25 protein-coding genes are annotated in these 25,266 nt (G+C 71.4%); 12 read left to right on the top strand and 13 right to left on the bottom strand.

Going from position 1 to position 25,266, the window contains the following annotated elements; genetic code table 11:
* Window positions 1-95: 95 nt before the first annotated feature.
* From ABZV77_RS19475 to ABZV77_RS19465, 3 genes are read right to left on the bottom strand one after another with little or no spacing between them, the layout of a single operon-like run.
* On the bottom strand, window positions 96-692 hold the full coding sequence (locus ABZV77_RS19475; protein ID WP_356258070.1) for a TetR/AcrR family transcriptional regulator: 597 nt from the start codon (window positions 690-692) through the stop codon (window positions 96-98).
* Window positions 693-713: 21 nt separating this feature from the next.
* Complete coding sequence (locus ABZV77_RS19470) at window positions 714-2,396, bottom strand: AMP-binding protein (protein ID WP_356258068.1); 1,683 nt, start codon at window positions 2,394-2,396, stop codon at window positions 714-716.
* Window positions 2,393-3,160 carry an SDR family oxidoreductase gene (locus ABZV77_RS19465; protein WP_356258989.1) on the bottom strand — a complete coding sequence of 256 codons (768 nt, stop codon included), beginning with the start codon at window positions 3,158-3,160 and terminating at the stop codon, window positions 2,393-2,395. The genes ABZV77_RS19470 and ABZV77_RS19465 overlap by 4 nt, the downstream gene beginning before the upstream one ends.
* A 125-nt stretch (window positions 3,161-3,285) precedes the next feature.
* Here ABZV77_RS19465 and ABZV77_RS19460 point away from each other — a divergent pair, with 125 nt between their 5' ends.
* Entirely contained in the window at window positions 3,286-4,506 is a 1,221-nt protein-coding gene (locus tag ABZV77_RS19460) for a DUF1343 domain-containing protein (RefSeq protein ID WP_356258065.1), read from the top strand.
* A 10-nt stretch (window positions 4,507-4,516) separates the two neighbouring features.
* On the opposite strand, the gene ABZV77_RS19455 is transcribed toward ABZV77_RS19460, so the two are convergent.
* Window positions 4,517-5,215 (bottom strand): alpha/beta hydrolase, encoded by a 699-nt coding sequence (locus ABZV77_RS19455; RefSeq protein WP_356258062.1) that lies wholly within the window; start codon window positions 5,213-5,215, stop codon window positions 4,517-4,519.
* Between the two features lie 135 nt (window positions 5,216-5,350).
* Here ABZV77_RS19455 and ABZV77_RS19450 point away from each other — a divergent pair, with 135 nt between their 5' ends.
* Window positions 5,351-6,619, top strand: a complete 1,269-nt coding sequence (locus tag ABZV77_RS19450) for an erythromycin esterase family protein (protein WP_356258059.1) — start codon at window positions 5,351-5,353, stop codon at window positions 6,617-6,619.
* Window positions 6,620-6,780: 161 nt separating this feature from the next.
* Window positions 6,781-8,034, top strand: a complete 1,254-nt coding sequence (locus tag ABZV77_RS19445) for an MFS transporter (RefSeq protein ID WP_356258987.1) — start codon at window positions 6,781-6,783, stop codon at window positions 8,032-8,034.
* 131 nt (window positions 8,035-8,165) lie between these two features.
* Here the strand turns inward: ABZV77_RS19445 and ABZV77_RS19440 are convergent, their stop codons facing one another.
* Window positions 8,166-9,185 (bottom strand): LysR family transcriptional regulator, encoded by a 1,020-nt coding sequence (locus tag ABZV77_RS19440; RefSeq protein WP_356258058.1) that lies wholly within the window; start codon window positions 9,183-9,185, stop codon window positions 8,166-8,168.
* A 193-nt stretch (window positions 9,186-9,378) separates the two neighbouring features.
* Between ABZV77_RS19440 and ABZV77_RS19435 the strand changes: the two genes are divergently transcribed.
* Complete coding sequence (locus ABZV77_RS19435) at window positions 9,379-9,960, top strand: hypothetical protein (protein ID WP_356258056.1); 582 nt, start codon at window positions 9,379-9,381, stop codon at window positions 9,958-9,960.
* Window positions 9,961-10,084: 124 nt separating this feature from the next.
* Window positions 10,085-11,350 (top strand): serine-threonine protein kinase, encoded by a 1,266-nt coding sequence (locus ABZV77_RS19430; protein WP_356258054.1) that lies wholly within the window; start codon window positions 10,085-10,087, stop codon window positions 11,348-11,350.
* Window positions 11,351-11,378: 28 nt separating this feature from the next.
* Here ABZV77_RS19430 and ABZV77_RS19425 read toward each other — a convergent pair whose 3' ends face one another.
* Window positions 11,379-14,219: a penicillin acylase family protein gene (locus tag ABZV77_RS19425; RefSeq protein WP_356258052.1), complete on the bottom strand. Its 2,841-nt coding sequence runs from the start codon at window positions 14,217-14,219 to the stop codon at window positions 11,379-11,381.
* 303 nt (window positions 14,220-14,522) lie between these two features.
* Here ABZV77_RS19425 and ABZV77_RS19420 point away from each other — a divergent pair, with 303 nt between their 5' ends.
* On the top strand, window positions 14,523-15,131 hold the full coding sequence (locus tag ABZV77_RS19420) for a hypothetical protein (protein ID WP_356258050.1): 609 nt from the start codon (window positions 14,523-14,525) through the stop codon (window positions 15,129-15,131).
* A gap of 12 nt (window positions 15,132-15,143) precedes the next feature.
* Here ABZV77_RS19420 and ABZV77_RS19415 read toward each other — a convergent pair whose 3' ends face one another.
* Window positions 15,144-15,662 carry a hypothetical protein gene (locus ABZV77_RS19415; RefSeq protein ID WP_356258048.1) on the bottom strand — a complete coding sequence of 173 codons (519 nt, stop codon included), beginning with the start codon at window positions 15,660-15,662 and terminating at the stop codon, window positions 15,144-15,146.
* 182 nt (window positions 15,663-15,844) lie between these two features.
* Here ABZV77_RS19415 and ABZV77_RS19410 point away from each other — a divergent pair, with 182 nt between their 5' ends.
* Window positions 15,845-16,912, top strand: a complete 1,068-nt coding sequence (locus tag ABZV77_RS19410; protein WP_356258046.1) for an RNA ligase (ATP) — start codon at window positions 15,845-15,847, stop codon at window positions 16,910-16,912.
* Window positions 16,913-16,942: 30 nt separating this feature from the next.
* Here ABZV77_RS19410 and soxR read toward each other — a convergent pair whose 3' ends face one another.
* Entirely contained in the window at window positions 16,943-17,410 is a 468-nt protein-coding gene (gene soxR, locus ABZV77_RS19405; RefSeq protein ID WP_356258043.1) for a redox-sensitive transcriptional activator SoxR, read from the bottom strand.
* 118 nt (window positions 17,411-17,528) lie between these two features.
* Between soxR and ABZV77_RS19400 the strand changes: the two genes are divergently transcribed.
* On the top strand, window positions 17,529-17,993 hold the full coding sequence (locus ABZV77_RS19400; protein ID WP_356258040.1) for a MaoC family dehydratase: 465 nt from the start codon (window positions 17,529-17,531) through the stop codon (window positions 17,991-17,993).
* On the opposite strand, the gene ABZV77_RS19395 is transcribed toward ABZV77_RS19400, so the two are convergent.
* The 3 genes from ABZV77_RS19395 to ABZV77_RS19385 all read right to left on the bottom strand — a co-directional run bounded on the left by ABZV77_RS19395 (window position 17,984) and on the right by ABZV77_RS19385 (window position 20,229).
* Window positions 17,984-18,640 (bottom strand): TetR/AcrR family transcriptional regulator, encoded by a 657-nt coding sequence (locus ABZV77_RS19395; RefSeq protein ID WP_356258037.1) that lies wholly within the window; start codon window positions 18,638-18,640, stop codon window positions 17,984-17,986. The two genes, ABZV77_RS19400 and ABZV77_RS19395, sit on opposite strands and share 10 nt — an antisense overlap.
* A gap of 67 nt (window positions 18,641-18,707) precedes the next feature.
* Window positions 18,708-18,995 (bottom strand): YiaA/YiaB family inner membrane protein, encoded by a 288-nt coding sequence (locus ABZV77_RS19390; RefSeq protein ID WP_356258034.1) that lies wholly within the window; start codon window positions 18,993-18,995, stop codon window positions 18,708-18,710.
* An 82-nt stretch (window positions 18,996-19,077) separates the two neighbouring features.
* Window positions 19,078-20,229 carry an acyl-CoA dehydrogenase family protein gene (locus ABZV77_RS19385; RefSeq protein ID WP_356258985.1) on the bottom strand — a complete coding sequence of 384 codons (1,152 nt, stop codon included), beginning with the start codon at window positions 20,227-20,229 and terminating at the stop codon, window positions 19,078-19,080.
* A gap of 85 nt (window positions 20,230-20,314) precedes the next feature.
* Here ABZV77_RS19385 and ABZV77_RS19380 point away from each other — a divergent pair, with 85 nt between their 5' ends.
* Complete coding sequence (locus ABZV77_RS19380; protein WP_356258031.1) at window positions 20,315-20,962, top strand: TetR/AcrR family transcriptional regulator; 648 nt, start codon at window positions 20,315-20,317, stop codon at window positions 20,960-20,962.
* A 43-nt stretch (window positions 20,963-21,005) separates the two neighbouring features.
* Entirely contained in the window at window positions 21,006-21,749 is a 744-nt protein-coding gene (locus ABZV77_RS19375) for a winged helix-turn-helix domain-containing protein (RefSeq protein ID WP_356258028.1), read from the top strand.
* A gap of 44 nt (window positions 21,750-21,793) precedes the next feature.
* On the opposite strand, the gene ABZV77_RS19370 is transcribed toward ABZV77_RS19375, so the two are convergent.
* Window positions 21,794-22,369, bottom strand: a complete 576-nt coding sequence (locus tag ABZV77_RS19370; protein WP_356258025.1) for a TetR family transcriptional regulator — start codon at window positions 22,367-22,369, stop codon at window positions 21,794-21,796.
* Between the two features lie 69 nt (window positions 22,370-22,438).
* Here ABZV77_RS19370 and ABZV77_RS19365 point away from each other — a divergent pair, with 69 nt between their 5' ends.
* Both ABZV77_RS19365 and ABZV77_RS19360 read left to right on the top strand, forming a co-directional pair.
* Window positions 22,439-23,029: a dihydrofolate reductase family protein gene (locus ABZV77_RS19365; protein ID WP_356258023.1), complete on the top strand. Its 591-nt coding sequence runs from the start codon at window positions 22,439-22,441 to the stop codon at window positions 23,027-23,029.
* 67 nt (window positions 23,030-23,096) lie between these two features.
* Window positions 23,097-24,146 (top strand): urea transporter, encoded by a 1,050-nt coding sequence (locus ABZV77_RS19360; RefSeq protein WP_356258021.1) that lies wholly within the window; start codon window positions 23,097-23,099, stop codon window positions 24,144-24,146.
* A gap of 17 nt (window positions 24,147-24,163) precedes the next feature.
* Here the strand turns inward: ABZV77_RS19360 and ABZV77_RS19355 are convergent, their stop codons facing one another.
* Window positions 24,164-25,243: a Zn-dependent alcohol dehydrogenase gene (locus ABZV77_RS19355; RefSeq protein WP_356258983.1), complete on the bottom strand. Its 1,080-nt coding sequence runs from the start codon at window positions 25,241-25,243 to the stop codon at window positions 24,164-24,166.
* Window positions 25,244-25,266 lie beyond the last annotated feature (23 nt).

The raw sequence follows: 25,266 nt of genomic DNA, 5'->3' as shown, positions 1-25,266 counted from the left end.
CTCAGCCCCCCGCCGGGGCGCGGTCGCGTCTGCCGCGGCAGGTCCTACGGCGAGTGCGGACCGGCGGGGGCCGCTCGCGCAGTTCCCCGCGCCCCTTAAGGGGCCCGCAGGGCCCGGAGCAGCAGGTCCGCCAGGTGGTCGGCGACCTGCTGCGGGGTCAGGGGGCCATCGGGCCGGTACCACGTGGACAGGTGGTGGACCGAGCCGAAGTGGTAGTCCACCACCAGGTCCGCCGGGGTCGCCGTGGAGAACACGCCCGACTCCTGGCCCTCCTCGATCAGGGCCCGGAACCGCTCGTGGTAGCGGCGCCGCTCGGCCCTGACCTGCTTGTTCTTCTCCGGGCTCAGGTGGTGCATGGAGCGGAAGAAGATCGACGCGTCGTCGAGGTTGTCGATGGTGCTGACCACGACGTCCGCCGCGGCGTCGCGGACCCGCTCGGCGACGGGCGCGTCCGCGTCCGCGATGGCGTCGAGCCGCTCCTGCTGGACGCGGAGCAGCCGGGCATAGACCTCGTGGAGCAGGTCGTCCTTGGAGCCGAAGTAGTGGTAGAGCGCGCCCTTGGTGACGCCGGCCGCCTCGACGATCTCCTGCACCGACGTGCGGTCGTAGCCCTGGTCGGCGAAGAGCCTGGTGGCGGCGGCGAGGAGCCGCTGCGGTACGGGCGTGCCGTCACCGTCCGTCGTTCGGGCCACTGCCGCCACCTGCCTTTCGCGTCACTTGCTGTTTCGTGGGCGGGAACGCAGTTCCCGCCGGAGGATCTTCCCACTTGTCGTCTTCGGCAACTCCTCCAGTACCTCGACCTCGCGCGGATATTTGTACGCGGCGAGCCGTTCCTTGCAGTACGCGGTCAGGTCGGCGGGGCCGGTGTCGCTGCCGGGGCGGAGGCTGACGTACGCCTTCACGGTCTCTCCGCGGTAGCTGTCGGGGATCCCGACGACGGCCGCCTCGCGGACCGCGGGGTGGGTGTAGAGGACGTCCTCGACCTCGCGCGGCCACACCTTGAAGCCGGACGCGTTGATCATGTCCTTCTTGCGGTCGACGACGTAGAGCCAGCCCGCCGGGTCCATGAACCCGATGTCGCCGGTGCGCAGTTCCCCGTCGGGGAAGGCCTCGGCGGTGGCGTCGGGCCGCTGCCAGTAGCCCGGGACCACCTGGGGACCGCGGACGACGATCTCGCCGTGCTCCCCGAACGGCACCTCTTCGCCGAGGTCGTCCAGGATGCGTACGACCGTCTCGGGACCCGGGACGCCGACGGCCAGGGTTCCGGAGGCCGGGTCGACGGGGGCCTCCTGGCCCGGCGGCACGGAGGCGCAGGGCGCGGTGCACTCGGTGAGGCCGTAGCCGTTGTGGAGGTAGGGGCCGAAGGCCGCGCGGAACTTCTCGACGAGGGCCGGGGGCAGCGGCGCGCCGCCGGAGGAGATCATCGCGAAGGAGTCGAAGTGGGCGCGGGTCACCGAGGGGTGGGCGGCGAGCGCCATGAAGGCGGTGGAGGGGCCGACGGTGTAGGCGGGCCGGTGCTCGGCGAAGGCGTCCAGGACCACCCCGGCCTCGAAGCGGTAGGCGAGCGCGAGCGTGCCCGCGTTGGCGATGCACGCGGCGACCTGCGCGACCATGCCGGTGATGTGGAAGAGCGGCGCCATCGCGAAGTAGCAGGCGCCTTCCGGTATCCCGGATCCGGTGCGCTGGCGCTCCGCGTTGTAGGTGATGTTGCCGTGGGTGTTCATGGCGCCCTTGGGGGTGCCGCTGGTGCCCGATGTGTAGCTGATCAGCGCCACGTCGGAGGGGGCGAGGGCGCGTCCGTCCGGGGCCGGGAGCCCCTGGCGCGCGACCGCGGTCAGGTCGTCGGCGTCGGCGGCGGCCGGGAGGCGCTCGAAGTCGAGGACCCGGCTGTCGTTGCGGGTCTGCAGGTCGAGCTGGCAGGCGGTGAGGACGACCCGGACCGGCGAGTCGGCCGCGGTGTCGCGCAGATACGTCTCCCAGGCGCGGTCCGAGCAGATCAGCGCGGTCACTCCGGCGTCCGCGAGGACGTGCCCGACCTCCGCCGACCGGTACATGGGGTTGACGGGGACGACGGTGGCGCCCGCTTTCCAGGCGCCGAGGAGCGCGAGGACGAAGTGCGGGGTGTTCTGCAGGAGGATCGCCACGCGGTCGCCGCGGGCGACGCCACGGGCGGCGAGGTGTCCGGCGACGGAGTCGCTGAGGGCGTCGGTCTCGCGGTAGCTCAGGCGCCCGTCGAAGTAGGCGAGGGCGGTGTGCTCGGGGGCCCGGGCGACGGCGTCGCGGAACGCGTCGGGCACGGAGGCGGCGGGGTGCACGGGGCCGCGCTGGACGTCGTTGAGCCGGGCCAACCAAGGCTTGGCCGCGTACGGGGACCCGGTGGGCGTGAGGTCGTTCACCGCTCGGTCTCCTCCCACTTCTGCTGGATGTGGTTCATGCCCTTCAGCCACTTGTCGGGGGTCTCGGCGCGGGCCTGGTAGTACGCGGCCACCTCGGGGTGCGGCAGGACCAGGAAGCGGTCCTGCGCCATGCCCGCGAAGAGCGCGGCCGCGACGTCGTCCGGCTCGATGGCGGTGGGCGTGAGCACGAGGTCGCCCGCGGTGCCGGTGGCGGCGAGCATGTCGGTGCGGACGCCCTGCGGGCAGATCGCGTGGACCTTGATGCCGCGGTGGCGGTACGTGAGGGAGAGCCACTCGGCGAAGGCGTACGCGCCGTGCTTGGTGACGCTGTAGGGCGCGGCGCCGATCATGGTGAGCAGACCGGCCGCGGAGACGGTGGAGACGAAGCGGCCGCTGCCGCGCTCCAGCCAGTCGGGGAGCAGTTCGTGGGCCGCCCGCACATGGGCCATCACGTTGACGTCCCAGGCGGCGGCCCAGACCTCCTCGGGCGCCGCCTCGCTGCCGCCGGAGCCGAGCCCGGCGTTGGCGCAGTACACGTCGACGGTGCCGCCGAGCGCCTCGCGGGCCTGCGGCACGATCGTGGACGCGTCGCCCGGCACGGCGATGCCGCCGATCTCGTCGGCGACGGTCTTCGCCTTGGCGCCGTCCAGGTCGTTGACGACGACGCGCGCCCCCTCGGCTGCGAAGCGGCGGGCCAGCGCGGCCCCGATGCCGCCCCCTCCGCCCGTGACGACGACTGCCTTGTTCTGGAGGGTTTCCACGATCGTTCTCCTTCGGCCCGCGGCTCGGCTTCGCTGGCAGACTAACCAGTCGGTATGTCGCGGCGAAAGGGGTGCGGACGGCCCGGGTTCGCTTCTTTTCGGCCTGGTCGGCACTAGCGTGCGGGGCCATGAACCTCTCCAGGCGAGGGCTGCTCGCCGCCACCGCGGGCACCGCCGTCGCCCCGCAGGGAGCCGGTGCGCGGCCGCTGCGCACCGGCTTCGAGCGCCTGGCCGCCGACGGCTACGCGCTCCTCGAAGGGCGGCGCGTCGGCGTCATCACCAATCCCACGGGGGTGACCCGCGACGCCCGCCACATCGTGGACGTCCTGCACGCCGACGAGCGGGTGGACGTGGTCGCCGTGTTCGGCCCCGAGCACGGCTTCCGCGGGACCGCGCAGGCGGGCGGCTCCGAGGGGCGGCACGACGACCCGGCGACCGGGCTGCCCGTCCACGACACGTACCGGAAGAGCGGCAAGGAGCTGGCGGACGTCTTCGCCCGCTCGGGCGCGGACACGCTCGTCTTCGACATCCAGGACGTGGGCGCCCGCTTCTACACGTACATCTGGACGCTGTACGACTGCATGGTGGCCGCGCGGCGGGCCGGGCGGCGCTTCGTGGTCCTCGACCGGCCGAATCCGGTGACCGGCAGGGAGGCGCACGGTCCTGTCCTGGGCCGGGGGTTCGCGAGCTTCGTGGGGCGCGAGCCGATCGCGCAGGCGCACGGGATGACGGTCGCGGAGCTCGCGCTGCTGTTCAACGGAGCGTTCCTGGCGCGCCCCGTCGAGCTGGAGACGGTGCTGATGCAGGGGTGGCGGCGCGGCGACTTCTTCGACGCCTCGGGGCTGCCGTGGGTGCCGCCCAGCCCGAACATGCCGACGCCCGACACCGCCCTCGTCTACGCGGGCACCTGTCTGTTCGAGGGCACGAACCTCTCGGAGGGGCGGGGCACCGCACGGCCCTTCGAGCTGCTCGGGGCCGCGGGCATCGACAGGCGGTGGGCGGCGGCCCTTGGCACACTCGGCCTGCCCGGCGTGCACTTCAGGGAGGCCTACTTCGCCCCCGCCTTCTCCAAGTTCCAGGGGAAGACCATCGGCGGCGTCCAGCTCCATGTGCACGACCGGGAGTCGTACGACCCGGTGCGCACCGGCATCGCGCTCCTGGTGACGGCCAGGAAGACCTGGAGCGGTTTCGCCTGGCGCCCCGACCACTGGATCGACAGGCTCACGGGGTCGGCGCTGGTGCGCACGATGGTCGACGCGGGCGCGGACACCGACGAGATCACGGGCGCCTGGCAGGACGACCTCACCCGCTTCCGTGCGGTGCGGCGCCGGTATCTGCGCTACTCCTAGGGCCTGGCGCTCACGCCCGGGTGCAGGAGTGCAGGATCCGCGCCAGCTCGCGCGGCTGGGAGAACATCGGCCAGTGCCCGGTGTCCATCTCGACGAGCCGCCAGTGCTCGCTCTTCAGCAGGTCGGCCACGTCGTCGTTCGGCTCCTCGCCGTCGAGCAGGCACTTGACGTACGTCGCGGGCAGTTCGCCGAGCGAGCGCTCCAGCACGGCGGGCTCCGTCAGGGTGGCGCCCGGGTGCGGTGTCGAGCCGCTCGCGATTCTGGCGACCTGCTCGCTGTCGAGGCCCTGCCCGTCGAAGTCGGCCGCGTTCAGGGGCGCCCAGTCGCCGCCGCCCTCCTCCAGTGCGGCCTCGAACACCGGCTGGCCCTGCCACCAGAGGGAAGCGAACGACTCCCCGTCGACCGGCACGTTGGCGTCGACGAACACGAGGTGGGCCAGCCGGTCGCCGATGCGCTCTGCGGCCTGGCCGACGGGGATGCCTGCGTAGCTGTGCCCGACGAGGACGACGTCACGCAGATCGAGGCGTTCGACCTCGTCGACGATGTCCCGCACGTGGGTCTGCTGACCGGCAGGGAGGTGCTGTTTGTCGGCGAGGCCGGAGAGCGTGAGGGGGTGGGCGCCGTGTCCGGCGGCCCGCAGATCTCGCGCCACGTCCTCCCATGCCCAAGAGCCGAGCCACGCGCCTGAAACGAGTATGAAATCCGCCATGGCGGAGAACGTACACGCTCCGGGCGTAATGGGGCAGACCCCACCGGTCATGAGGGTGCCTGCCGGATGGTGCGGGACCCGGCCCGCGCGGGACCGTGATCCCGGCAGACATCGGGCGGAACCGGGAGGCACGACATGGCACGGGTGACGCACCACGAGACCCCGCCCCCGCAGGCCACGGACCCGGTCGCGACGATCGAGCGGGCGGCCCACCCCCTGCGGTCCACCGATCCGCACGGCGGCACCGAGGACCTGCGGCCGCTGAGCGCGATGGTGGGCGACGCGACGGTGGCGGGCCTGGGCGAGGCGACCCACGGCTCTCACGAGTTCTTCACGATGAAGGAGCGGGTGTTCCGCCACCTCGTCGCGGAGCACGGGTTCAGCACCTTCTCCCAGGAGGTCAGCTGGACGACCGGACTGCGCTTCGACGCCCATGTCCGCGGGGGCAGCGGCGACACGCGGGAGCTGGTCCACCGCGAGCTGGCCAGGACGCCGTGGGACACGGACGAGTACGTCCATCTGCTGCGCTGGATGCGGGCGCACAACGAGCGGCACCCCGACCACGAGCTGCGCTTCATGGGCAACGACGTCAACTACCCCGAACAGGGAGTGGAGTTGTTCGACGGCGTGCGGGAGTACGTGCACGGCCACGAACCGGACCTGCTGCCGCGCATCACCGCACTCCACGCGCCACTGCGCCTCCTCACCGACGGCGACACGCACATGGGCCGCCCGCTCGCCGAGCGGAAGGACCTGGCGAAGAAGGCGGAAGAGGCGTACCGGCTGCTGAGGGAGCGTCAGCAGAACGTGCTGGACGGTGACTTCGAACTGGCTCTGCACCACACTCGGTCCATCGCGCAGACCGCCGTCATGTACGCCTTCCCCCTCGACACCATCGAGGGCAAGACGGCCGCCATGCTGCACCGCGACCGGATCATGGCCAGGAACACGGCGTGGTGGCACCGGTTCACGGGCGGCAAGGTGTTCCTCTCCGCCCACAACGCCCATGTCGCGTACGTGACCTACGACCCGCGCTATCCGAAGATGCAGGGCGCCTTCCTGCGCGACCGGCTGGGCGAGCGGTACGTGAGCATCGGATTCACCTTCTACCAGGGCTCGTTCATGGCGCAGGGCCCGGACGGCGAGGAGTGGAAGCCGGTCTCCCTGGGCCCGGCGACGCGCGGCATGAACGAGCACACCCTGGACAAGGTGGGCCTCGATGACTACTTCGTGGACATGCGCAAGCTGCCCGCGGCCACCAGGAAGTGGCTGAGCAGGGCGCGGGAGACCCGCAGCATCGGATCGGGGTGGCCCGACGGGCCGTACAAGCTCCGCCTCGCGCCGTCCCACGACATCCTCATCCACCTGCACGAGGTCACCGCGGCCCACCGCCAGTCTCAGTGACCGAGACCGGCCGTATCAACTATTGACTGCCCCCTACATCCACCACGAGAGTGCCGCTCGTGCACAGCGAAACGACAGCGACATCGAAACAGCAGGTCCGCGCCGCGGGCGGGGACCCGGCCGGGGACGGGGACGCGCACGGGGACGGCAGCACCGAGAGCATGCGCCGGGTGGCGGTGGCCTCCTTCATCGGGACGGCCATCGAGTTCTACGACTTCTACATCTACGGCACGGCCGCCGCCCTGGTCCTGAACGAGACGTTCTTCCCGACCCTCGACCCGGTCAACGCCACCCTCGCCTCGTTCTCCACCTACGCGGTGGCGTTCGCGGCCCGGCCCATCGGATCGGTGATCTTCGGGCACTTCGGCGACCGCGTGGGGCGCAAGTCCGTGCTGGTGGCCTCGCTGCTCCTGATGGGCCTCTCGACCGCCCTCGTCGGCCTCCTGCCCGGCTACGGCACATGGGGCATCTGGGCGCCCCTGCTGCTGATCCTGCTCCGCTTCCTCCAGGGCATCGGGCTCGGCGGCGAGTGGGGCGGCGCGGCGCTGCTCGCGGTGGAGCACGCGCCGAAGAAGAAGCGCGGGATGTACGCGGCGTTCCCCCAACTCGGCCCGTCCGTCGGGTTCTTCGCGGCGACGGGCGTCTTCTGGCTGCTGTCGGCCGGGCTCTCCGACGACGCGTTCCGCTCCTGGGGCTGGCGCGTGCCGTTCCTGCTCTCCTTCCTGCTGGTCGGCGTCGGCCTGTTCGTGCGGCTGCGGATCAGCGAGACACCGGTGTTCGCGAAGGTCATGGCGGCGCAGGAGGCGAGCAAGGTGCCCACGCTCGACGTGCTCCGCCGCCACCCGCGCGAACTGCTGCTCGGCGCGGGCGGCATGGTCGTCGCGTACGGCCTCTTCTACACCGCCACGACGTACTGCCTCTCCTACGCCACCGGCACCCTGCACATCTCGCGCAACACCATGCTCGGCCCCTCCCTGGTGGCCTGCCTCTTCCTCGCGGCCGGGACCTGGCTCGCCGCGACGCGCTCCGACGGCGCGGGACGCCGCAGGCTGGTCCTGGTGGGCTCGGCGCTCGCGGTGGTGTGGGGGCTCGTGCTCTTCCCGCTCCTGGACACCGAGCAGCCGGTGCTCGTCGCCCTTGCGATCGGCGGCGCGCTGTTCTGCATGGGGGTGGTGTACGGCCCGATGGGCGCCTATCTGCCCGAGCTGTTCGGGGCGAACGTGCGCTACTCGGGCGCCTCGCTCGCGTACAACCTGGGCGGTGTGCTCGGCGGCGCGGTCTCGCCGTTGGTGGCGACCCGGCTGCAGTCGGCTTTCGGTTCGTCGTCGGTGGGCTGGTACGTGAGCGCGATGGCGGTCGTGTCACTGAGTTGCGTCCTCGCGCTGCCGGAGACACGGGATCGGGAACTCACATGAACCGCGTCCGAATTCCGCGAAATACGCGAAATACCCGCGACGCAAGGCGCACCGACCGAATTTCTCCACACGTCTAGACCACTTTCGACACCTACTCGCGGACGCCGTCGTGTAATTGCGGGGAGCGGAATTCAGCGGCTGAGCCACCAGCGTTCGTTGTCCTTGGACAACGCCTCCCACAAGAGGTTCAACGGGTGCCCGGGACCGCACGAGGCGCGGTCCCCGCGCCGTGTGAACACCCCCACGAGCACCTCGGTCCGCGGCCCGACGTCCCCGATGATGTCGAGCCGCCGCAGACCCCCCGCCTCGGGGAGGCCGCCGTTCTCGGCCGCCTCCCCGATGCCCCGCGTGACCAGCATCGCCCCGCTGACCACGCCCGAGCGCAGCAGCTCGAAGCCGTAGTGCGCGGCCTCTATCTCGGCGGCCACGGACAGGTGCTGGCGGTAGTCGGGGCCGTACCAGGCGGTGAGGAAGCGGGCGATGAGGCCGCCCGCCGAGACCACCAGGGGCAGGCCCGGCAGGGTGCCCGCGGTGACGGACGGGCCCGGCAGGCGCTCCTCGGGCAGGTTCGTGAGCAGCGAGAGGCCGCTGCGGCGCCACTCGATGATCTCGTAGGGGTCGAGCTCGGCCTCCTGCCCCTCGGTCACCACGATGCTGCCGCAGACCAGGTCCAACTCCTTGGCCTGCAGCTTGGCGAAGAGGTCGCCGGTGCGGACGTGGGTGACCTTGAGGTCGACGCCTCTTCGTTCGTACGCCTCGCTGACGCGCTCCACGGCGTCGAGGAGGAACCCCAGCGTGTAGCGGGTCGAGCCCACGGAGAGGGTTCTGCCGAGCCGCCGTCTGGCGTCGTGGATGCCCTCCGTCCACTGGTCGAGGGTGCGGCGCGCGAGTTCGACCAGGGCCTCTCCGGTGGGGGTGAACAGGACGTCCTTGCCGCGTCCGCGCTTGAGGACGAGCGCCTCCCCGCACAGCGTCCCGAACGTGCGGTTCATCGTGTCCAGTTGCTTCTGCACGCTGGACTGTTCGCGCCCGAGCCGGCGGGCCGCGGCGAGTGCGGTGCCGCTCTCGTGCACCGCGAGCAGCGTGCGCAACTGGTCCATCGTGGTGTCAAGGAGATCCGTGGGGTACTGCTGCGGACCTGATAATTCCATGTGCGAGTTCTCGCTCTCCGGCTCCCTCTTCTTTTACGGCCATGCAGCATAACCACAGCGGGAAACTGATCCGGAGTTCAGCGCAAATTATCTGGGGATTTCTTCCAGAAAATGCTGGATGCGTTCCCGGTACCCGTGGAATGGTCGGATCAATCCCGCTCGTTCAATCATCTCTGCAAGGAGAGTTACGCTCGTGAGCCATTACCAGGCCGCCCCCGCGCCCGTCGCACCGCACGGTGCGGGCGCACCCCCCTCGAGGCGCGCGGCCAAGCGACCCGGCACCCTCGCCGCCCTGTTCTGGACGTCGGTCGTCTCGGCGGTCACCGCCGCGATCGGCGCGGTGCTCGTCTTCGCCGGTGGCGAGGACATGGCCGAGGAGAACATCAACGACGTCATCGCGGAGCACCCGGACGTCGTGGGCCTGCCTTCGGGGACGACCGCGGCCGACATCAAGGCCCTGAGCGGCCCGATGTGGGACGAACTGATCAGTGACCGGGCGGGCACCCTCTCGGCCCGTGCCGGGTTCGCCGTCTTCACCGCGGTCTGTGTGCTCGTCTTCGCCCTCGTCGCCCGCAAGGGCGCGGCGGTCTGGTCGCGCGTCCTGCTCACCATTTCGGCCGTCGTCGCCCTGTTCCCGCACTTCCTCATCCTCGGTGACTACGAGCCGGATTCCGTGGTCGCGCTGAGCTTCGCCGCGCTGCTCACCGCGGTCGCGGTCGTCGTGCTGTGCTGGCTGCCGCCCGTGAACCGCTGGGCCAGGGAGCGCAGGGCCTAGGACCCCGCACGGAGGCGGCAGCATGCCGAACTGCCGGACCGGTCCCCCACGGGGGTGGGAACCGGCTCCGGCAGATCGTGCGCGAGATCTGGCCAGGTGGCCCGGGCGGCAGGACCATACCGGCGTGGAGCCCTACTGGGAATTGACCTTCGACGCCGACGGCGACGTCGACACCGCGCAGCGCGCGCAGCTGCTGTCCGGCGCGGAACGTGCACGCGTCACCGATCTGCTGGTCTTCGCGCACGGCTGGAACAACGAGAAGAAGGACGCCCGGAAGCTGTACGGGCGTTTCTTCGCACCCTGCCAGGACCTCGCCGGGGCGGGGGTGCGCCTCGGCTACGTCGGGGTGCTGTGGCCCGCCATCCGCTTCCCCGACGAGTCGATCCCCGACTTCGACCCGTCGGCGGCACCCGTCGCCGCGACGCCGCCGGGCGAGCCCGTGCTCGACGCGGCCACCCGGCAGGTGCTCGGCCGCGCCTTCCCCGACCACACGGCGACCCTCGACCGGATCGCCGAACTGCTCGCCGAGCGCTCCGAAGTGCCGTCCCAGATATACGAGTTCGGGCGGCAGGTACGCGAGCTGGTCTCCCTGCGCGAGTCCCATCCCGCCCGGCACTTCGGCCAGGACACCGGGGCGGGCGAGCCCGCCATGCTCACCGACGACGCGGTCAAGGTCTGCGAGGTGTTCGCCGCCGCACGCGCGGACACCGGGCAGCCCCTCCTCCTGGGCGACCTGCGCCGCAGGCTGTGGGACGGCGCGTACGAACTGCTGCGCCAAGGCACGTACTACGCGATGAAGCGGCGGGCGGGCGCGGTCGGCCAGTTGGGGCTCGGCCCGGCGATCGGTCTGCTCGCCGCCGACGTGCCGCGGATCAGGGTGCACCTCATCGGGCACAGCTTCGGCGGCAGGCTCGTCTCGTACGCGCTGCGCGGGATGCCCGCCGACGTGCGCGCGGTGAAGTCGGTGACGCTCCTGCAAGGCGCCTTCTCGCACTACACGTTCGCCGAGCGGCTGCCCCACGACACATCACGGGGCGGGGCCCTGCACGGGATGCAGAACCGGATCGACGGACCCCTCGTCGCCTGCTACTCGCACTTCGACGACGCCCTCGGCAAGCTGTACCCCCTCGCGTCGAAGCTGGCCGGGGACTCCTCCAGCTTCCTGAACCTGTGGGAGCGGTGGGGCGCCATCGGCTACAACGGCGTCCGGGCCGTGGACGGCACCAAGCGCATCAAGCTCGGCGAGAAGGTGCCCGCCAAGGGGTGCGTGAGCATCGACGCTGCGTCGGTGGTGCGCCGCGGCGGTCCGCCCTCCGGCGCGCACAGCGACGTGTGCCACGAGGAGCTGGCACGCGTCGTGTTCGCCGCAGGGCGGATCGCTTCCGGCTGAGCGACTGCCGGACCATGTGGGGGCCGGACTAGTCGCGGTGCCGGGGGAACTCGACGACCTGCTGGTACGTCGGGCGGTTCTGCCACTGGATCGGCTTGTGCGTGATGCCGCCCAGCGCCCGGTGGATGACGGAGTCCGCGCACCACTGGTCGCCCGCCTTGCAGGAGTCGTCACCGGGATAGACCTCGGTGGCGGGCTTGGCGGCGGCCTGCCCGAGGGTGGCGAGCAGGGCGTCGCGGCAGGCGTCGAGCTTGCCGCCGCCGCAGTAGGTGTCGGCGAGCTCGCCCTTCACCGGTTCTCCGAGGACCTTGCGCAGGTCCTTGTCGGCGTAGCCCCACCAGCCGTACTGGAAGGCCGATCCGGCGTGCGCCCCGGTGGGGCCGTGCCCGGCCGACGGCGCCTCGTCGGTGGCGAGCTGCGAGGTGAGGGCCTCGTACAGCTCCTTGCCGAGGCCCGGCTTGAACTCGGCCTCGACGAGCAGCGGCCACCAGGCGTCCATGATGCGCACGGCGTCGGGGTGGGCGTACGTCTTGGAGTCCGCCGCCGTCTGGTTACGCTGCGCGCCCGCCTTGCGCCAGGCCTCCAGCTGCTGGACGGCCTTGGCCTGTTGCGGGTCGGTGACCGGCTTGCTGCGCAGCACCTTCAGGAGCTCGGGCAGCACCTGTTCGCCGCGCAGGTCGGTGACGGCCGCCTCGGACATGGCCTGCGTGAGCGAGGCGCGGGTGACGCCGCCCTCCTCGGTGAGCTTCTTGACCCGGCCGTCGAGCAGGTCGCCGCGGTGCACGGCGCTCACACCGAACCCGGCCGTGCTGAAGTCGTCGGCCTGCTTGTTGTTCCAGGAGATGTAGTAGTCCTGGTTGACGGACTGCGGGTGTTCGGCGGGCGGTGTCTGCGCCGAGGTGTTGTCCGCCGGGTCGAAGTCCCGCCATTCGTAAGCCTGTTGGGCCTTGACCGGCAGGGCGGGGTCGATGCTTTCGGCGCGCTCCGGGTTGGCTCCGCTGTTGTAGTACGCGATGTCGCGCGAGTCGGCGTAGAACCAGTTGAAGGCGTAGCTGATGTGCTGCGCCGCCTTCTTGAACGTCGCGGAGTCCTTGACGTACGAGGGGTCGTTGAGCATCTGGAAGCCGATGATGGAGTCGGCCTCGTGGCGGTAGGTGGAGCGCAGCGAGACGTACGCGACGGGCTTGCCCTCGACGCTCGCGCGGTGCGTGACGATGCCGTACTTCGTGCGGAAGACCTGCATGCGGTAGGAGCCCGCGGCCGTGGAGTCGGCGAGCGTCGGCTTCCAGGCGTTCTTGCGCTCCATCTTCTCCATGGGCGTGCAGGTGCCGCGGTAGAGGTAGCCGGTCGACTGCTTGGTGGGGGCGCCTCCGCCCGGCTCGCAGAGCTCGACGGCGTACGTGTCGGTGATGTCCTGTCCCGCGGACGTGGCCGACCAGGCGTAGTCCTGGCCGCGCCCCAGCTGGACGTACATGCCGACGCCCGCGAAGGAGACGCCGCGCGAGCTGATGCCGGGCCCCTGGAGCTCCTGCTGCATGAGGAGCTGGGGTGCGAAGTAGCCGGTCTGCGGGCCGAAGACGGCGACGGGGTTGCCGCTGGCCGTGTGCTTGCCGGAGACGAGCAGGGCGTTGGACATGCCCTTCTTGTGGCCGTCGGCCTTGAACAGGTCCGACGGCAGCACGCCCTTGTCGTACATGCCCTGCAGCGGCTTGAGCTTCTTCGGCGCCTGCACCGGGTCCTTGGCACCCGTCCTGGCGCCGCCCTCGCGGTCGTAGACGAGCTGCTCGCGCTCGACCGAGCCCGGGTCGGGCAGCGCGGTGCCGCGCGCCTTCTCGGGCTTGCCCGCGTACGGGAAGCTCGTGCCGTCGTGGATGGTCTGGACGGCCTCGGGGTCGTTGCGGGCGCGGAAGGACTCCCAGACCTCCGTGCCCTTCTCGACGCCGTACTTCTTCTGGGACTCCAGGAGGGAGAGGGCGGACTCGACCTCTCCGCCGCCGCCGTTGCCGAAGAGACCGCCGACCACGGAGGCCAGGGCGATCATGTCGGTGATCTTGAAGGGTTCGATCTCGCCGACGTTGGTGATCGCGTCGATCTTGCCGGTCAGGACGTACTCACCGGGGAAGTAGCGGCCGTCCTTCGACTTCGTGCGGTAGGCGTTGAGGCCGTCGATGTAGGCCTGCGCGTCCTCCATGGCCTGCTTGCCGCGCTCGCCCTGGGTCGACCTGATGTAGTCGACCTGCTTCTCCAGGTCCTGCTCGGTGTACGGGGCCTGCGGCCAGAACTGCTGCTCCAGGCCCTGGTTGGCGAGCGCGCCGCCCGCGAACGAGGTGAGCTGGCCGCGCCCGATGTGCCGGAAGAGGTCGATGAGCCAGAGCCGGTCCTGCCCGGCGGCGAAGCCCGCGCCGAACTCGGTGCCGTAGCGCGTGGTGCCCTTGATGTGCGGGACGCCGTACTTCTTGTCCCGGGTGATCGACACGTCGTCGCGCGGCTTGGTGACGGAGGCCACCTGGTCGCCGGGCACCCCGAAGGAGGCGTCGTTGAAGAAGTCGGTGAGCTTGTCGTCGGTGAGCGACGGATAGCCGGAGGACAGTGCGCTGTACGGGCCCAACTGGTCGTCGGCATGGGCGGGTTGGGTGCCGAGGACCCGGTGGGCGAGGATCTCGGCGAGCGTGGCGTTGCCGCTGGCGCCGGGCGGCAGGACGTCGGCGCACTGCTTCCCGCAGTAGTCGGTGACCTCGGCGGACCGCTCGGTGGCGGCGGGCTCCCGCGGGGCGGCCGCCGCGCCCGGCAGGGGTGCGAGCAGCGAGGCGCCGAGCGCGAGCGCCGCTCCCGCTGTGAGAGTTCTGAGTCTGACGGTGCGTCGTCGCATGGGTGCTCCTCCGGGTGCTGCGGAAGACCGATGCGGCGGAGGCTACTGGCGGGTTGGCGAACTCGAAAGATGAACAAGCGTCGCCTTTTCCGAATCACCACAACGCGCCCCCCATGCGCCCGCATCAGCGCAGCTCAAGCGGGCAGGCGAAAAACGGTCGCGCGATGAGGGAGCCGAATCGCGTGTCGATACGTCTACTCGGCGACGTCGTATCGAACTCGATGGAATCGACTCGACATCGACGCCGGCGAATGCGGAACACGGGTACCAGTACGGAAGTACGTGTGACGGAGGTGCAGGGCGATGGCCGGATTCCGGAGTCTCGCGAGACAGGTGCGTGATCCGAAGAGCGATCTGGCACTGCGGCGGTACTCGCTGCGCAAGTGCCTGGAGAGGTTCGCCCCCTACGGTCACCGGGCGACCTGGGACCATCTGTGCGCCCGGGCGGGGTTCGCGCCCGAGGACAGGTCTCCGGACCCGATGCGGCTGGTGGCGGCGCTGAACGAACTGGAAGCCGCACGGGCGGTCTGGCTCTCCTACGAAGCGGACTTCGCGGAGCGCCGCCGCAAGGAGAAGCACGACGGGCTCAGGCGCCCCGGCAGCGTCGACGACTGGCACCGCTGCACCTGGGGCGGGTTCGGGGTCGCCTGGTGCGACGACCCCGACATCCACCCGCACGAGCCCCTCGCCGAGGTCCTGAGCCGCCTCATCGCGGCGCTGGAGCGGGCGCCGGGCGCGACCTGCCCCGTCTGTGCGGACACCGCCCTCACCTGGAAGCACGGCCTGGCGCACGAGCCGTCGGCGGGGGCGGTCTGCACGGGCTGCGGCATCGTCGTGCCCGGTCCCGTCCTCACCACCGACGCGGTGGCGCGGGCCCGCACGAGGCGGCTGCGCCCCCTGGTGTCGGCGTGAGGAGCGCCCCGGTCAGGGCGTGACCACGTCCGTGTGGATGGCCAGCTTGAACTGGGCGTGCATCAGCGGCGTGGCGAGCTTCACGTCTCCCGCGCCGCGTGCCGAGACCTTCAGGCCCAGGGGCGTCCCCGGGTGCACGAACATCTGCCAGAGGTAGGTCCTGTACTGCCCTCCCCTGGTCGGTGCGGAGTCGGTCGTCGCGGTCGAGTCGTACCCCGTGCCCGCGTTCAGCGGGTCGCGGACGTAGCGCGAGCGGTACTCGACCGCCTTCGTGTCCGGCTCCCAGAAGACCATCGCGGAGAGCAGGCCCCAGCCTTCGTGGCTGGGCCATATCAGCCCCGAGCGGGCGTCCGGGTACTCCGACGGGCTGGTGAGGCCCTTCGCCGGGTCGTGCATGTGCCACGGGTCATGGGACTCAGCACCCGCGCCGTACGGAAAGCGCACCAGGTGGTAGCCGTCACTGTCGTACTTGACGGTCTGCTTCCCGTGGCGTGCGGCGTCCCACAGCAATGAGCAAATGGCGACGGACATCGACTCTCCCCCGTTCTGTGTCGACGTGCTGGATGCGTACTTCCTTACGTAGAACACACGTTGGTACTCCGCGCCCGGTTGCGGCCAGACGTAGCACAGGGAAATTCCGGTGGTCATGCCGTTTTGCCGCGCGGCAGAGTGACCGTCGACGTACACCGGAAGCCCCTGAGGAGAACCGAGCCATGTCGACGCTGCGCGTCACCGCCGAAGTGCTGACCATCCACGAGCACCCGGGCGCCGACGCCCTCGAACTGGCCCAGGTGGGCCTGTACCGCGCGGTCGTCGCCAAGGGCGTCTACCGCACCGGCGAGAGCGCGGTGTACATACCCGAGCAGTCGGTGCTGCCCGCCGGGCTCATCGAGGAGCTGGGGCTCACGGGACGCCTCGCGGGCGGCAACAGCGACCGGGTCAAGGCAGTGCGGCTGCGCGGCGAGCTGTCGCAGGGCATCGTGTGCCGCCCGGCGGCGCTCGCGGACGTCGACCTGGCGGGGGCCGCGGCCGACGGCACGGACTTCGCGGAGCTGCTCGGCGTCACCAAGTGGGTGCCGCCGATCCCGCCGACGATGAGCGGTGACGTGGAGGCGGCGCCCGACCTGCTGCCCTGGGTCGACATCGAGAACATCCAGCGCTATCCGAACGTCTTCGCGCCCGGCGAGCCGGTCGTCCTGACCGAGAAGCTGCATGGCTCCGCCTGCCTCATGACGTACGTGGCGGAGAGCGGCCGCGTCCATGTCTCGTCGAAGGGGTTCGGGGCCAAGTCCCTGGCCCTCCAGGAGGACCCGCGCAACCTGTACTGGAGGGCGGTGCACGGGCACGGCGTCGTGGCTGCCGCGGCCGAGCTCGCGGAGCGGCTCGGGGCACGCCGGGTCGGCATCTTCGGCGAGGTGTACGGCGACGGGGTGCAGGACCTGACGTACGGCGCGGACGGCCGCAGGGACACGCTCGGGTACGCGGTCTTCGACATCAGCGCGGACATCGACGGGCAGGTGCGGTGGTTCGACCCGGCGGAGCTGCTCGACGGTGAACTGCCGCTGGTACCGCGGCTGTACGAGGGGCCTTACGACGCCGACCGCGTCCTGGGCCTCGCGACGGGCCGCGAGTCGGTGTCGGGACGGGACCTGCACCTTCGCGAGGGTGTGGTGATCCGGCCCGCCGTGGAGCGGTACAGCCGGGTGACGGGCGGACGGGCCATCGCGAAGGCGGTCAGCCCGGCGTACCTGACGCGCAAGGGCGGCACGGAGTACGAGTGAGCCGCGGGCGGGCGGTGACGACGGGGGGCGTCACCGCCGGGGCTTGCGGTCCACCAGGAGCCGGGAACCGCTGTGCCGCTCACCGAAGACGTCGTCGGGGTTGGAGAGCACACAGGTGTCCAGGGACAGACAGCCGCAGCCGATGCAGTCCGTGAGGTGGTCGCGGAGCCTGCCCAGCTGCTTGATGCGCTTGTCCAGCTCCGAGCGCCAGCCCTCGGAGAGCCGCGCCCAGTCCTCGCGGGTGGGCGTGCGCTCCTCGGGGAGCGAGTCGAGGGCCTCGCGGATCGTGGTGAGCGGGATGCCCACGCGCTGGGAGGCGCGGATGAAGGCGACCCGGCGGAGCGTGTCCCGGTGGTAGCGGCGCTGGTTGCCGGAGGTGCGGCGGCTGGTGATGAGGCCCTTGGACTCGTAGAAGTGCAGGGCGGAAACGGCGACGCCGCTGCGGTCGGCCAGCTGGCCGACCGTGAGTTCGTGGACCTTCTCCGGTATCTGGGGCACGCCTCAAACCTACTGGCTGGTCCGTTGACACGCGTCGGCACACACCCCATGCTGAGCAAGCGCTTAGTCTGCGTACGTTTCTCCGTACGCTTCTGCATACGTCTAGGAGGCCAGGGACATGGCGGAGCCGAGGATCTTCACGTCGCCCGAGGAACTGCGCGCCGGTGTCGGCGAGCAGCTCGGACCCAGCGACTGGCTGGAGATCGACCAGAAGCGGATCGACCTCTTCGCCGAGGCCACCGGCGATCACCAGTGGATCCACGTGGACGCGGAGAAGGCGGCGCAGGGCCCCTTCGGGACGACCATCGCGCACGGCTATCTGACGCTGTCGCTGCTCCCCGTCCTGGTGCCGCAGACGATGCGCGTCGAGGGCATGAAGATGGGCCTCAACTACGGCACCGAGAAGGTCCGCTTCCCCTCCCCCGTGCCGGTCGGCTCGCGGCTGCGCGCGACCGCCGTGCTCACGGACGTGACGCCGACCAAGGACGGCGGCGTCCAGGTGACGGCCAAGGTCACCGTGGAGCGCGAGGGCGGCGACAAGCCCGCGTGCGTGGCGGAGTCGGTGTCGCGCTACTACTTCTGAGGCTCCGGGCTGCTTCCGAGATTCCGGGGCCGCGCGCCCACCATCCGCAGGACGAGGTCGGCGTAGAGCGTGCCGACCTCGTCGGGCGTCCGGTGTCCCGCCGCGTTGAACCAGCGGGCCACGTCGATGCAGAGCGACAGCACGGCGAGCGTGGTGCCCGGCACGTCCGGGACGTCGAACTCCCCCGTCCGCACCCCGTCGTTGATGATGTCCCGCACGGCCGCGTCCGACTTGCGGCGCAGCGCGACGATCTCCGTGCGGTGCTCGTCGCCGAGCGCGTCCAGCTCGTACTGCACGACGCGGGCGGTCATGTGGTGGGCGGCGTGCCAGCCGACGAAGGAGCGCACGGCCGCCTCAAGCCGCTCGGCGGGGCCGCCCTCGCCGTCCGCGGCGGTCCGCAGGATGGTCAGGGCCTTGTCGTGGCCGATCCGGCTGATGCGGTGGAGCAGCTCTTCCTTCGTCTTGTAGTGGATGTAGAGCGCGGCGGGGCTCATGCCTGCGCGGCCCGCGATGTCCCGGGTCGTCGTCGCGTGATAGCCGCGCTCGGCGAAGGCCTCGACGGCGGCGACCAGCAGCCGCCTGGCCGCGTCGGGGCTGACCTCGCCCCACGGCTGCTCCTCGCCGGGCATCTCCTCCGCCGTTCCCATGTCCACTCCTTCAGCGTTCCGGAGGGACACCATACCCCTGACGGTGAGCAAGCGCTTAGCGCTCCGGTCAGGGCTTGGCGAACGGGTCGTGCTCGGCGAGCAGCTTGTCGACGCGGGCCTGGTCGACCCTGCTGACGATCTGCACCACCTCCTGCCGGTCCCTGATCACCTTGGCGAGGGTGAACGCGGAGGTCGTCAGATAGAGCACCGCGATGGCGAGGAAGCCCCGCACCCAGGCCGAGGCGTCCAGATAGCCGATGCCGACGGCGACGGCACCGATGGAGACGGCGAAGGAAGCCACGGCCTGGCCGTAGAAGGCGTTGGTGGTCTGCTGCTTGACGGGCGGCTCAGTCATGGACACAGCTTCGGCGAGGGAGGGCCCGCGCCATATCCGCTCAGGTACTCAGGTGCGTACTCAGTGCCGCCGCTCCAGGCGCTCAGAAGGCCGAAATCCCCGTCAGCGCACGGCCGATGACGAGCTTCTGTATCTGGCTCGTGCCTTCGTAGAGGGTCATCACGCGGGCGTCGCGCAGCAGTTTGCCCGCCGGGTACTCGTCGATGTAGCCGTAACCGCCGAAGACCTGAAGGGCGTTGTTGGCGGCGCGCACGGCGGCCTCGGAGGCGAACAGCTTGGCCTTGGAGGACTCCGTGGCGAAGGGCTGCCCCCGGTCGATGAGGTCGGCGACCCGCCAGGTCAGCAGGCGCGCCGCGTCCACGTCGACCGCGATGTCGCTGAGCAGTTCCTGCACCAGCTGGTGGTGGGCGATGGTCTTCCCGAACTGCTCGCGCTCGGTGGCGTACCGCACCGCGGCGTCCAGGGCGGCCTGCGCGATGCCGACACAGCCCGCCGCCACCGACATGCGCCCCTTCGCGAGGGCCGACATGGCCACGGAGAAGCCCTTGCCCTCGGGCGCCATCATGGCCGACGCCGGGACGCGCACGTCCTCCAGGACGAGTTCGGCGGTGGCCTGGCCGCGCAGGCCGAGCTTGCCGTGCAGGGTGCGGCGGGTGAGGCCGGGGGTGTCGGTGGGGACCAGGAAGGCGGAGACGCCCTTGTGGCCCGGGGCGTCACCGGTGCGGGCGAAGAGGAGCACGACGTCGGCCCAGGTGCCGTTCGTGATGAACATCTTGGTGCCGTTGACGACGTACGAGTCGCCGTCGCGCACGGCCCTCGTGGTGAGGTTGCCCGCGTCGGAGCCGGTGCCCGGTTCGGTGAGCCCGAAGCACCCGACGTACTCGCCGGAGGTGAGCCCCGGCAGCCACTGCTGCTTCTGCTCCTCGCTGCCCCAGGACGCGATGGTCTTGGCGACCAGCCCGAGCGAGACGGAGACGATGCCGCGCACGGAGGAGTCCCCGCGCCCGAGCTCCTCGGTCACCAGGCAGTACGCGAGGTGGTCACCGCCCGAACCGCCGTACTCCTCGTCGATGGTGAGCCCCAGGAAGCCGACCTCGCCGAGCTTCTTCACCAGGGCGCGGTCGACGCTCTCCGCCCGGTCCCACTCGATGACGTGCGGAGCGATCTCGCGCGCGACGAAGTCCTCGGCCAGCGCCCGGACGGCGGTCTGCTCGTCGCTGAGCTCCAGGTTCATCGTGGGCACCTCTCCGGTCGGGAACGTGACGTCTAGTTTTAAATTAGCACTGCTAGTTTGTTGCGGCAGCCCTACTATGTGCCGCATGGCCCGACCGCGCAAGCCCCTCCTCAGCCGAGAACGCATCGTCGGGACGGCGCGCGCACTCGTGGACTCCGAGGGGCTCGCGGCCGTCTCGACCCGGCGCCTCGCCGCCGAGCTCGGGGTCAGCGGGCCCTCCCTCTACAACCACTTCCGCACCAAGGACCAGATCCTCGAAGCCGTCGCGGACTCGGTGAGCGCACAGGTCGACCTGTCGATGTTCGAGGCCGCCGACGCACGGGACTGGCGTACGGCGCTGCACGACTGGGCGGTCTCCTACCGGGCGGCCCTCACCCTGCACCCGAACATCGTGCCGGTCCTCGCGCGCGGCCCCGGGCGCAGGCCCGCCGGACTGCGGCTCGCGGACGCGGTGTTCGGGGCGATGGTCGACGCGGGCTGGCCCGCCGCGCAGGCCACGTCGATCGGCGCGCTGATGCGGTACTTCATCATGGGCTCGGCGCTCGGCTCGTTCGCCGGGGGCTTCGTGGACGACGAGGCGGCCTACGACCCCGCCGACTATCCGCACCTCGGCCAGGCCCATCTGCTCGCCGACCGGCAGCAGGTCATCGACGAGCGCGCCTTCGAGGTGGGCCTGCAGGCGCTGCTCGACGGGCTTGCGCTGCAGTACGAACAGGTGACGGCGCGCGCCTGACGGTTCGGCGCACGCCGAACCGTTCCTGTCGCATGCTGGAAGCATGAAGCCGGGCCCCACGAAGAACGCCACCGCGACCAACCCAGCTCCCGCCGCAGCCCCCGCCCCCGCCGCCCTCGCCTCCCTCGCCGCACTCTTCGCCGACGAGACGCGGGCGACCTGCCTGCTCGCGCTGCTCGACGGGCGGGCCTGGACGGCCGGTGAGCTGGCCCGGCACGCGGGCGTCGCGCCCTCGACCGTCAGCGAGCACCTGGGCCGTCTCGTCGCGGGCGGCCTGCTCGCCGAGGCCCGCCAGGGCAGGCACCGCTATGTGCGGCTGGCCGACGCACGGGTCGCCCAGCTCGTCGAGGACCTCGCCGCCCACGCGGCGCCCGGGGCCGGGGTGCGGCCCCGCACCCTGCGCGAGGCGGGCGCCGCCGGTGCGATGGCGCGGGGCCGCACCTGTTACGACCACTTGGCGGGGCGGCTCGGGATCACGATCACCGGGGCGATGACGGAGCGGGGGCTGCTGCGGCAGGACACCGGGTTCGCCCTGACCGACCAAGGGGTGGCCTGGTTCGGGGAGTTGGGGATCGAGCTCGCACGCGGCGGGCGCCGTCCGCTGGCCCGGTCCTGCGTGGACTGGACGGAGCGCAGGCCGCACCTCGCCGGGGTCGCGGGGGCGGCGCTGTGCGGGCACGCGCTGACCGCGGGCTGGTGCGAGCGGATCGGCTCGGAGCGCGCCGTGCGGGTCACGCGGACGGGGGCGCGGGCCTTCGTCACGCACCTCGGCATCGACACCCTCTGAGCCTTCAGCACCTTCAGCACCTTCCGACCGGGCGCCAGGCCCGCTCACTCCGTGACGATGCGCTCCACCGCCGCCGCGACGAGGGCATCGCGCTCGGCGTCCGAGAGGAAGTCGGGCAGCGTGAGCTGTTCGACGATGAGCCAGTTGAAGGCCAGGTACAGGAGCTTGACGGCCGTGGCGTCGCCCGGCAGCCCCGAGGCCTCGTGGTACGAGAGGTTGGCGGCCAGGTCGGCCCGGACGCGCTCGGTGAGGACGGCGCGCAGCTCCGGGCGCCGGGTGGCCTCAAGGCGCAGTTCGAGCAGTGCCAGATAGCCCGTACGGAACCCGCTGACGCGGCCGACGACCTCGCGCATCAGCTCGACGTAGGTCTCCTTGTCCGGCTTGGCGGCGCGCTGCCGCTCGACCTCCGCCGCGTCGGGCGTCAGCCGTTCGTAGACCCGGGCGCCCGCCTGGGTGAGCAGGTCGTCGCGGCTGCTGAAGTAGTTGGACGCCGTCCCCGTGGGCACCCCCGCCTCGGTGTCGACCGCCCGGAAGGTCAGCCCACGGGCGCCCTCCTTGGCCAGCACCTCGATGGCGCCGTCGACCAGGGCCGCCCGCCGACCGTCATTCCTGCGCACCATTGACACCACTCCATCCGCAGTACTATGTTCCGACCACTACAGCAAGAGTACTACAGGGGGAGTAACCAGATGCGCAAGCTCGTGTACTACATCGGCGCCTCCGTCGACGGATACATCGCGGGCCCGAAGGGCGAGTACGACTTCTACCCGGTGGGCGACCCGGACCAGGCCGCCGAGTATGCCGCCCGGGTCAACGCCCGCTACCCCGAGACCGTCCCCACCGCCCTGCGCCCGCACGTCGGCCTGGCGGACGCCGCCAATCTCCGCTTCGACACGGTCCTGATGGGTCACAACACCTACCGGCAGGCACTGGCCCACGGCACCCCGAGTCCGTACGCGCACCTGCGCCAGTTCGTACTGTCGGACTCGCTCGCCGACTCCCCCGACCCGGCGGTGACCGTGGCGGGCGGCGACCCGCTCGCGCTGGTCCGCGACCTCAAGCGGCAGCAGGGGCAGGACATCTGGCTGTGCGGCGGCGGCCGGGTCGCGGCCGCGCTGCTGCCCGAGCTCGACGAGCTCGTCATCAAGAGCTACCCCGTGGTCGCGGGGGCCGGAATCCCGGTCTTCGACGGGCGGTTCGACCCCACGCGGTTCCGCGTGAAGGACCGCGAGTCGTTCGACAACGACGTCCTGATGACGTGGTTCGAGGCGGTTCGGTAGATGTAGTCTGCATCCGTCCTGCCGCCCGCCCGGACGGACGAAACAGGGACGTAGCACGGGAGTGGCCGTGGGGCACGCAGTGGACGCGTTGGACGCCGGGGGCTCGACCGGAGGCCGCGGAGGCTCGACGGGAGGACCGGAGGGCTCAACCGGGCGCGGAGGGCGGGCAGTCGGGCTGCGCCGCGCCCGGCTCTTCGTGGCGCAGGTGCTGCGCGGCCAGGCCCAGGTCACCTTCCTGCCGAGCGCCGCCGCGGGCGCCGTCTTCAGCGTGGCGCTCTTCGCGGCGGGCTGGGAGTACGGGGTCTACGGACTGGTCGGCACCGCCGTGGGCACGGCCACGGCACGGCTCCTCGGCGTGGAGCGCGCACGCGTCTCGCCCGGCCTCGAAGGCTTCAACGCCTGTCTGACGGCGCTCTGTTTCGCGGTCTTCCTGGGCGCGGACCATGTGTCGACGGCGCTGGTCACGGTCGCGGGCTGCGTGGTCGTCACGGTCGTGACGGCGGCCGTGGTCCGGCTGCTCGGCGTCTGGGGCCTGCCCTCGCTCACCCTCCCGTACTGTCTGCTCGCCACCGCGGTGACCATCGCCGCGCCCGGCTTCGGACGGCTCTGGCACACCGGTCAGGGGCGGGCCGCGCTCCCCCTGCCCGCGTCGGGCACGACAACGGTCGAACCGGCCGAGCTCGCACGGGGGTTCTTCGCGGGCTTCGCCCAGATCTTCTTCATGCCGCAGTGGTACGTGGGCGCCCTGCTGCTGCTCGGCCTCGTCGTCGCCGGGCCCCGCACGGCGGCCGTCGCGTGCCTCGGCAACGCCGTGGGCGTCGCGACCGCGTGGGGGCTCGGCGCGCCCGCGGCGCGGATCGCCGACGGCACGATGGGCTACAACGCCGTGCTCGTGTCCCTGGCCCTGTGCGGCGTCTTCCTGCCCGCCCGGGCGGCGACCCTCACGTACGCGCTCGTGGGGGCCGCCGCGTCGACGGCGCTCGGTCCCGCGGTGTCGGCGCTCTTCGCGCCCTCCGGCGGGCACACCTTCACCTGGCCGTTCGTCCTCACCACGTTCGTGTTCCTGGCCGGGGCCAAGTCCTTTCCGCGGCTGACCGGTTCGGACGACGGGGACTGAGCAGGACCGGGGACCGGTCAGAAGACGACCAGCGCCCGGCCGCCCTTGCCCGCGACCATGTTCTCGAAGGCCGCCGGAATGCCGTCGAGCCCGATCCGGTCGGTCACCAGAACCCCCAGGTCCAGGCGGTCCGCCCGGATGTGTCCGGCCAGGACGGGCAGGTCCACCGCCGGATCGCAGTTGCCGTACACACAGCCCGACAGGGTCCTGCCCCAGTGGAAGAGCTCCAGGGCGTTGAAGGTGACCTGCTGGTCCTTGCCGCCGATGCCGACGACCGTGGTCCGGCCCCCGCGCCGCGTCGACTCCCAGGCCGTACGGATCGTCACCGCGCGGCCCACGCACTCCACCGCCACGTCCACGCCCTGGCCGCCGGTGAGCTTGCGGATGTCGCGGGCGGTCGTCTCCGACGCCACCACGTAGTCCGTGGCACCGGCCGAGCGGGCCAGCTCCTCCTTCTCCGGGGAGACGTCGACGGCGACGATCCGCCCGGCGCCCGCGATCCTGGCCGCCTGCAGCGTGGCGAGGCCCACCCCGCCGACGCCGAACACCGCGACGCTCTCGCCCTCGCGGACCCGCGCCGAGTGGTGCACGGCGCCGTACCCGGTCAGGACGGCGCAGCCGAGCAGCGCCGCGTCGGTGAGCGGGACGCCGTCCGGCACCGGCAGGACGCAGTTGGCGGCGACCACCGTCTCCTCGGCGAACGCGGCGACGTTCAGACCGGGGTGGAGGTCGCTGCCGTCCCGGCGCCGGGCGTAGACGTCCGCGGCGCCCGCGAGGGCGTTTCCGCAGAGCCACACCTCGCCGATCGAGCAGGCGTGACAACTGCCGCAGGAAGGCGCCCAGTTCAGGACGACCCCGTCGCCGGGCGCGACGTGCGTGACGCCCTCGCCGACGGAGACCACGGTGCCCGCTCCCTCGTGGCCGAGGACAGCGGGCACCGGAACCCGCATCGTGCCGTTGGTCAGGGACAGGTCGGAGTGGCAGACCCCAGCGGCGGCGAGGCGCACCCGGACCTGGCCGGGCCCCGGCTCCGGCAGGTCGATCTCGGCGATCTCCAGCGGGGAGCCGACGGCGGGCAGGATGGCGGCGCGGACCACGTTCACGTACTCCTTGGGTCGGA

Origin of the sequence: Streptomyces sp. NPDC004732 (assembly GCF_040609235.1) — a bacterium.
Lineage (GTDB): Bacteria > Actinomycetota > Actinomycetes > Streptomycetales > Streptomycetaceae > Streptomyces.
This window is presented reverse-complemented; position numbering and strand designations above follow the sequence as displayed.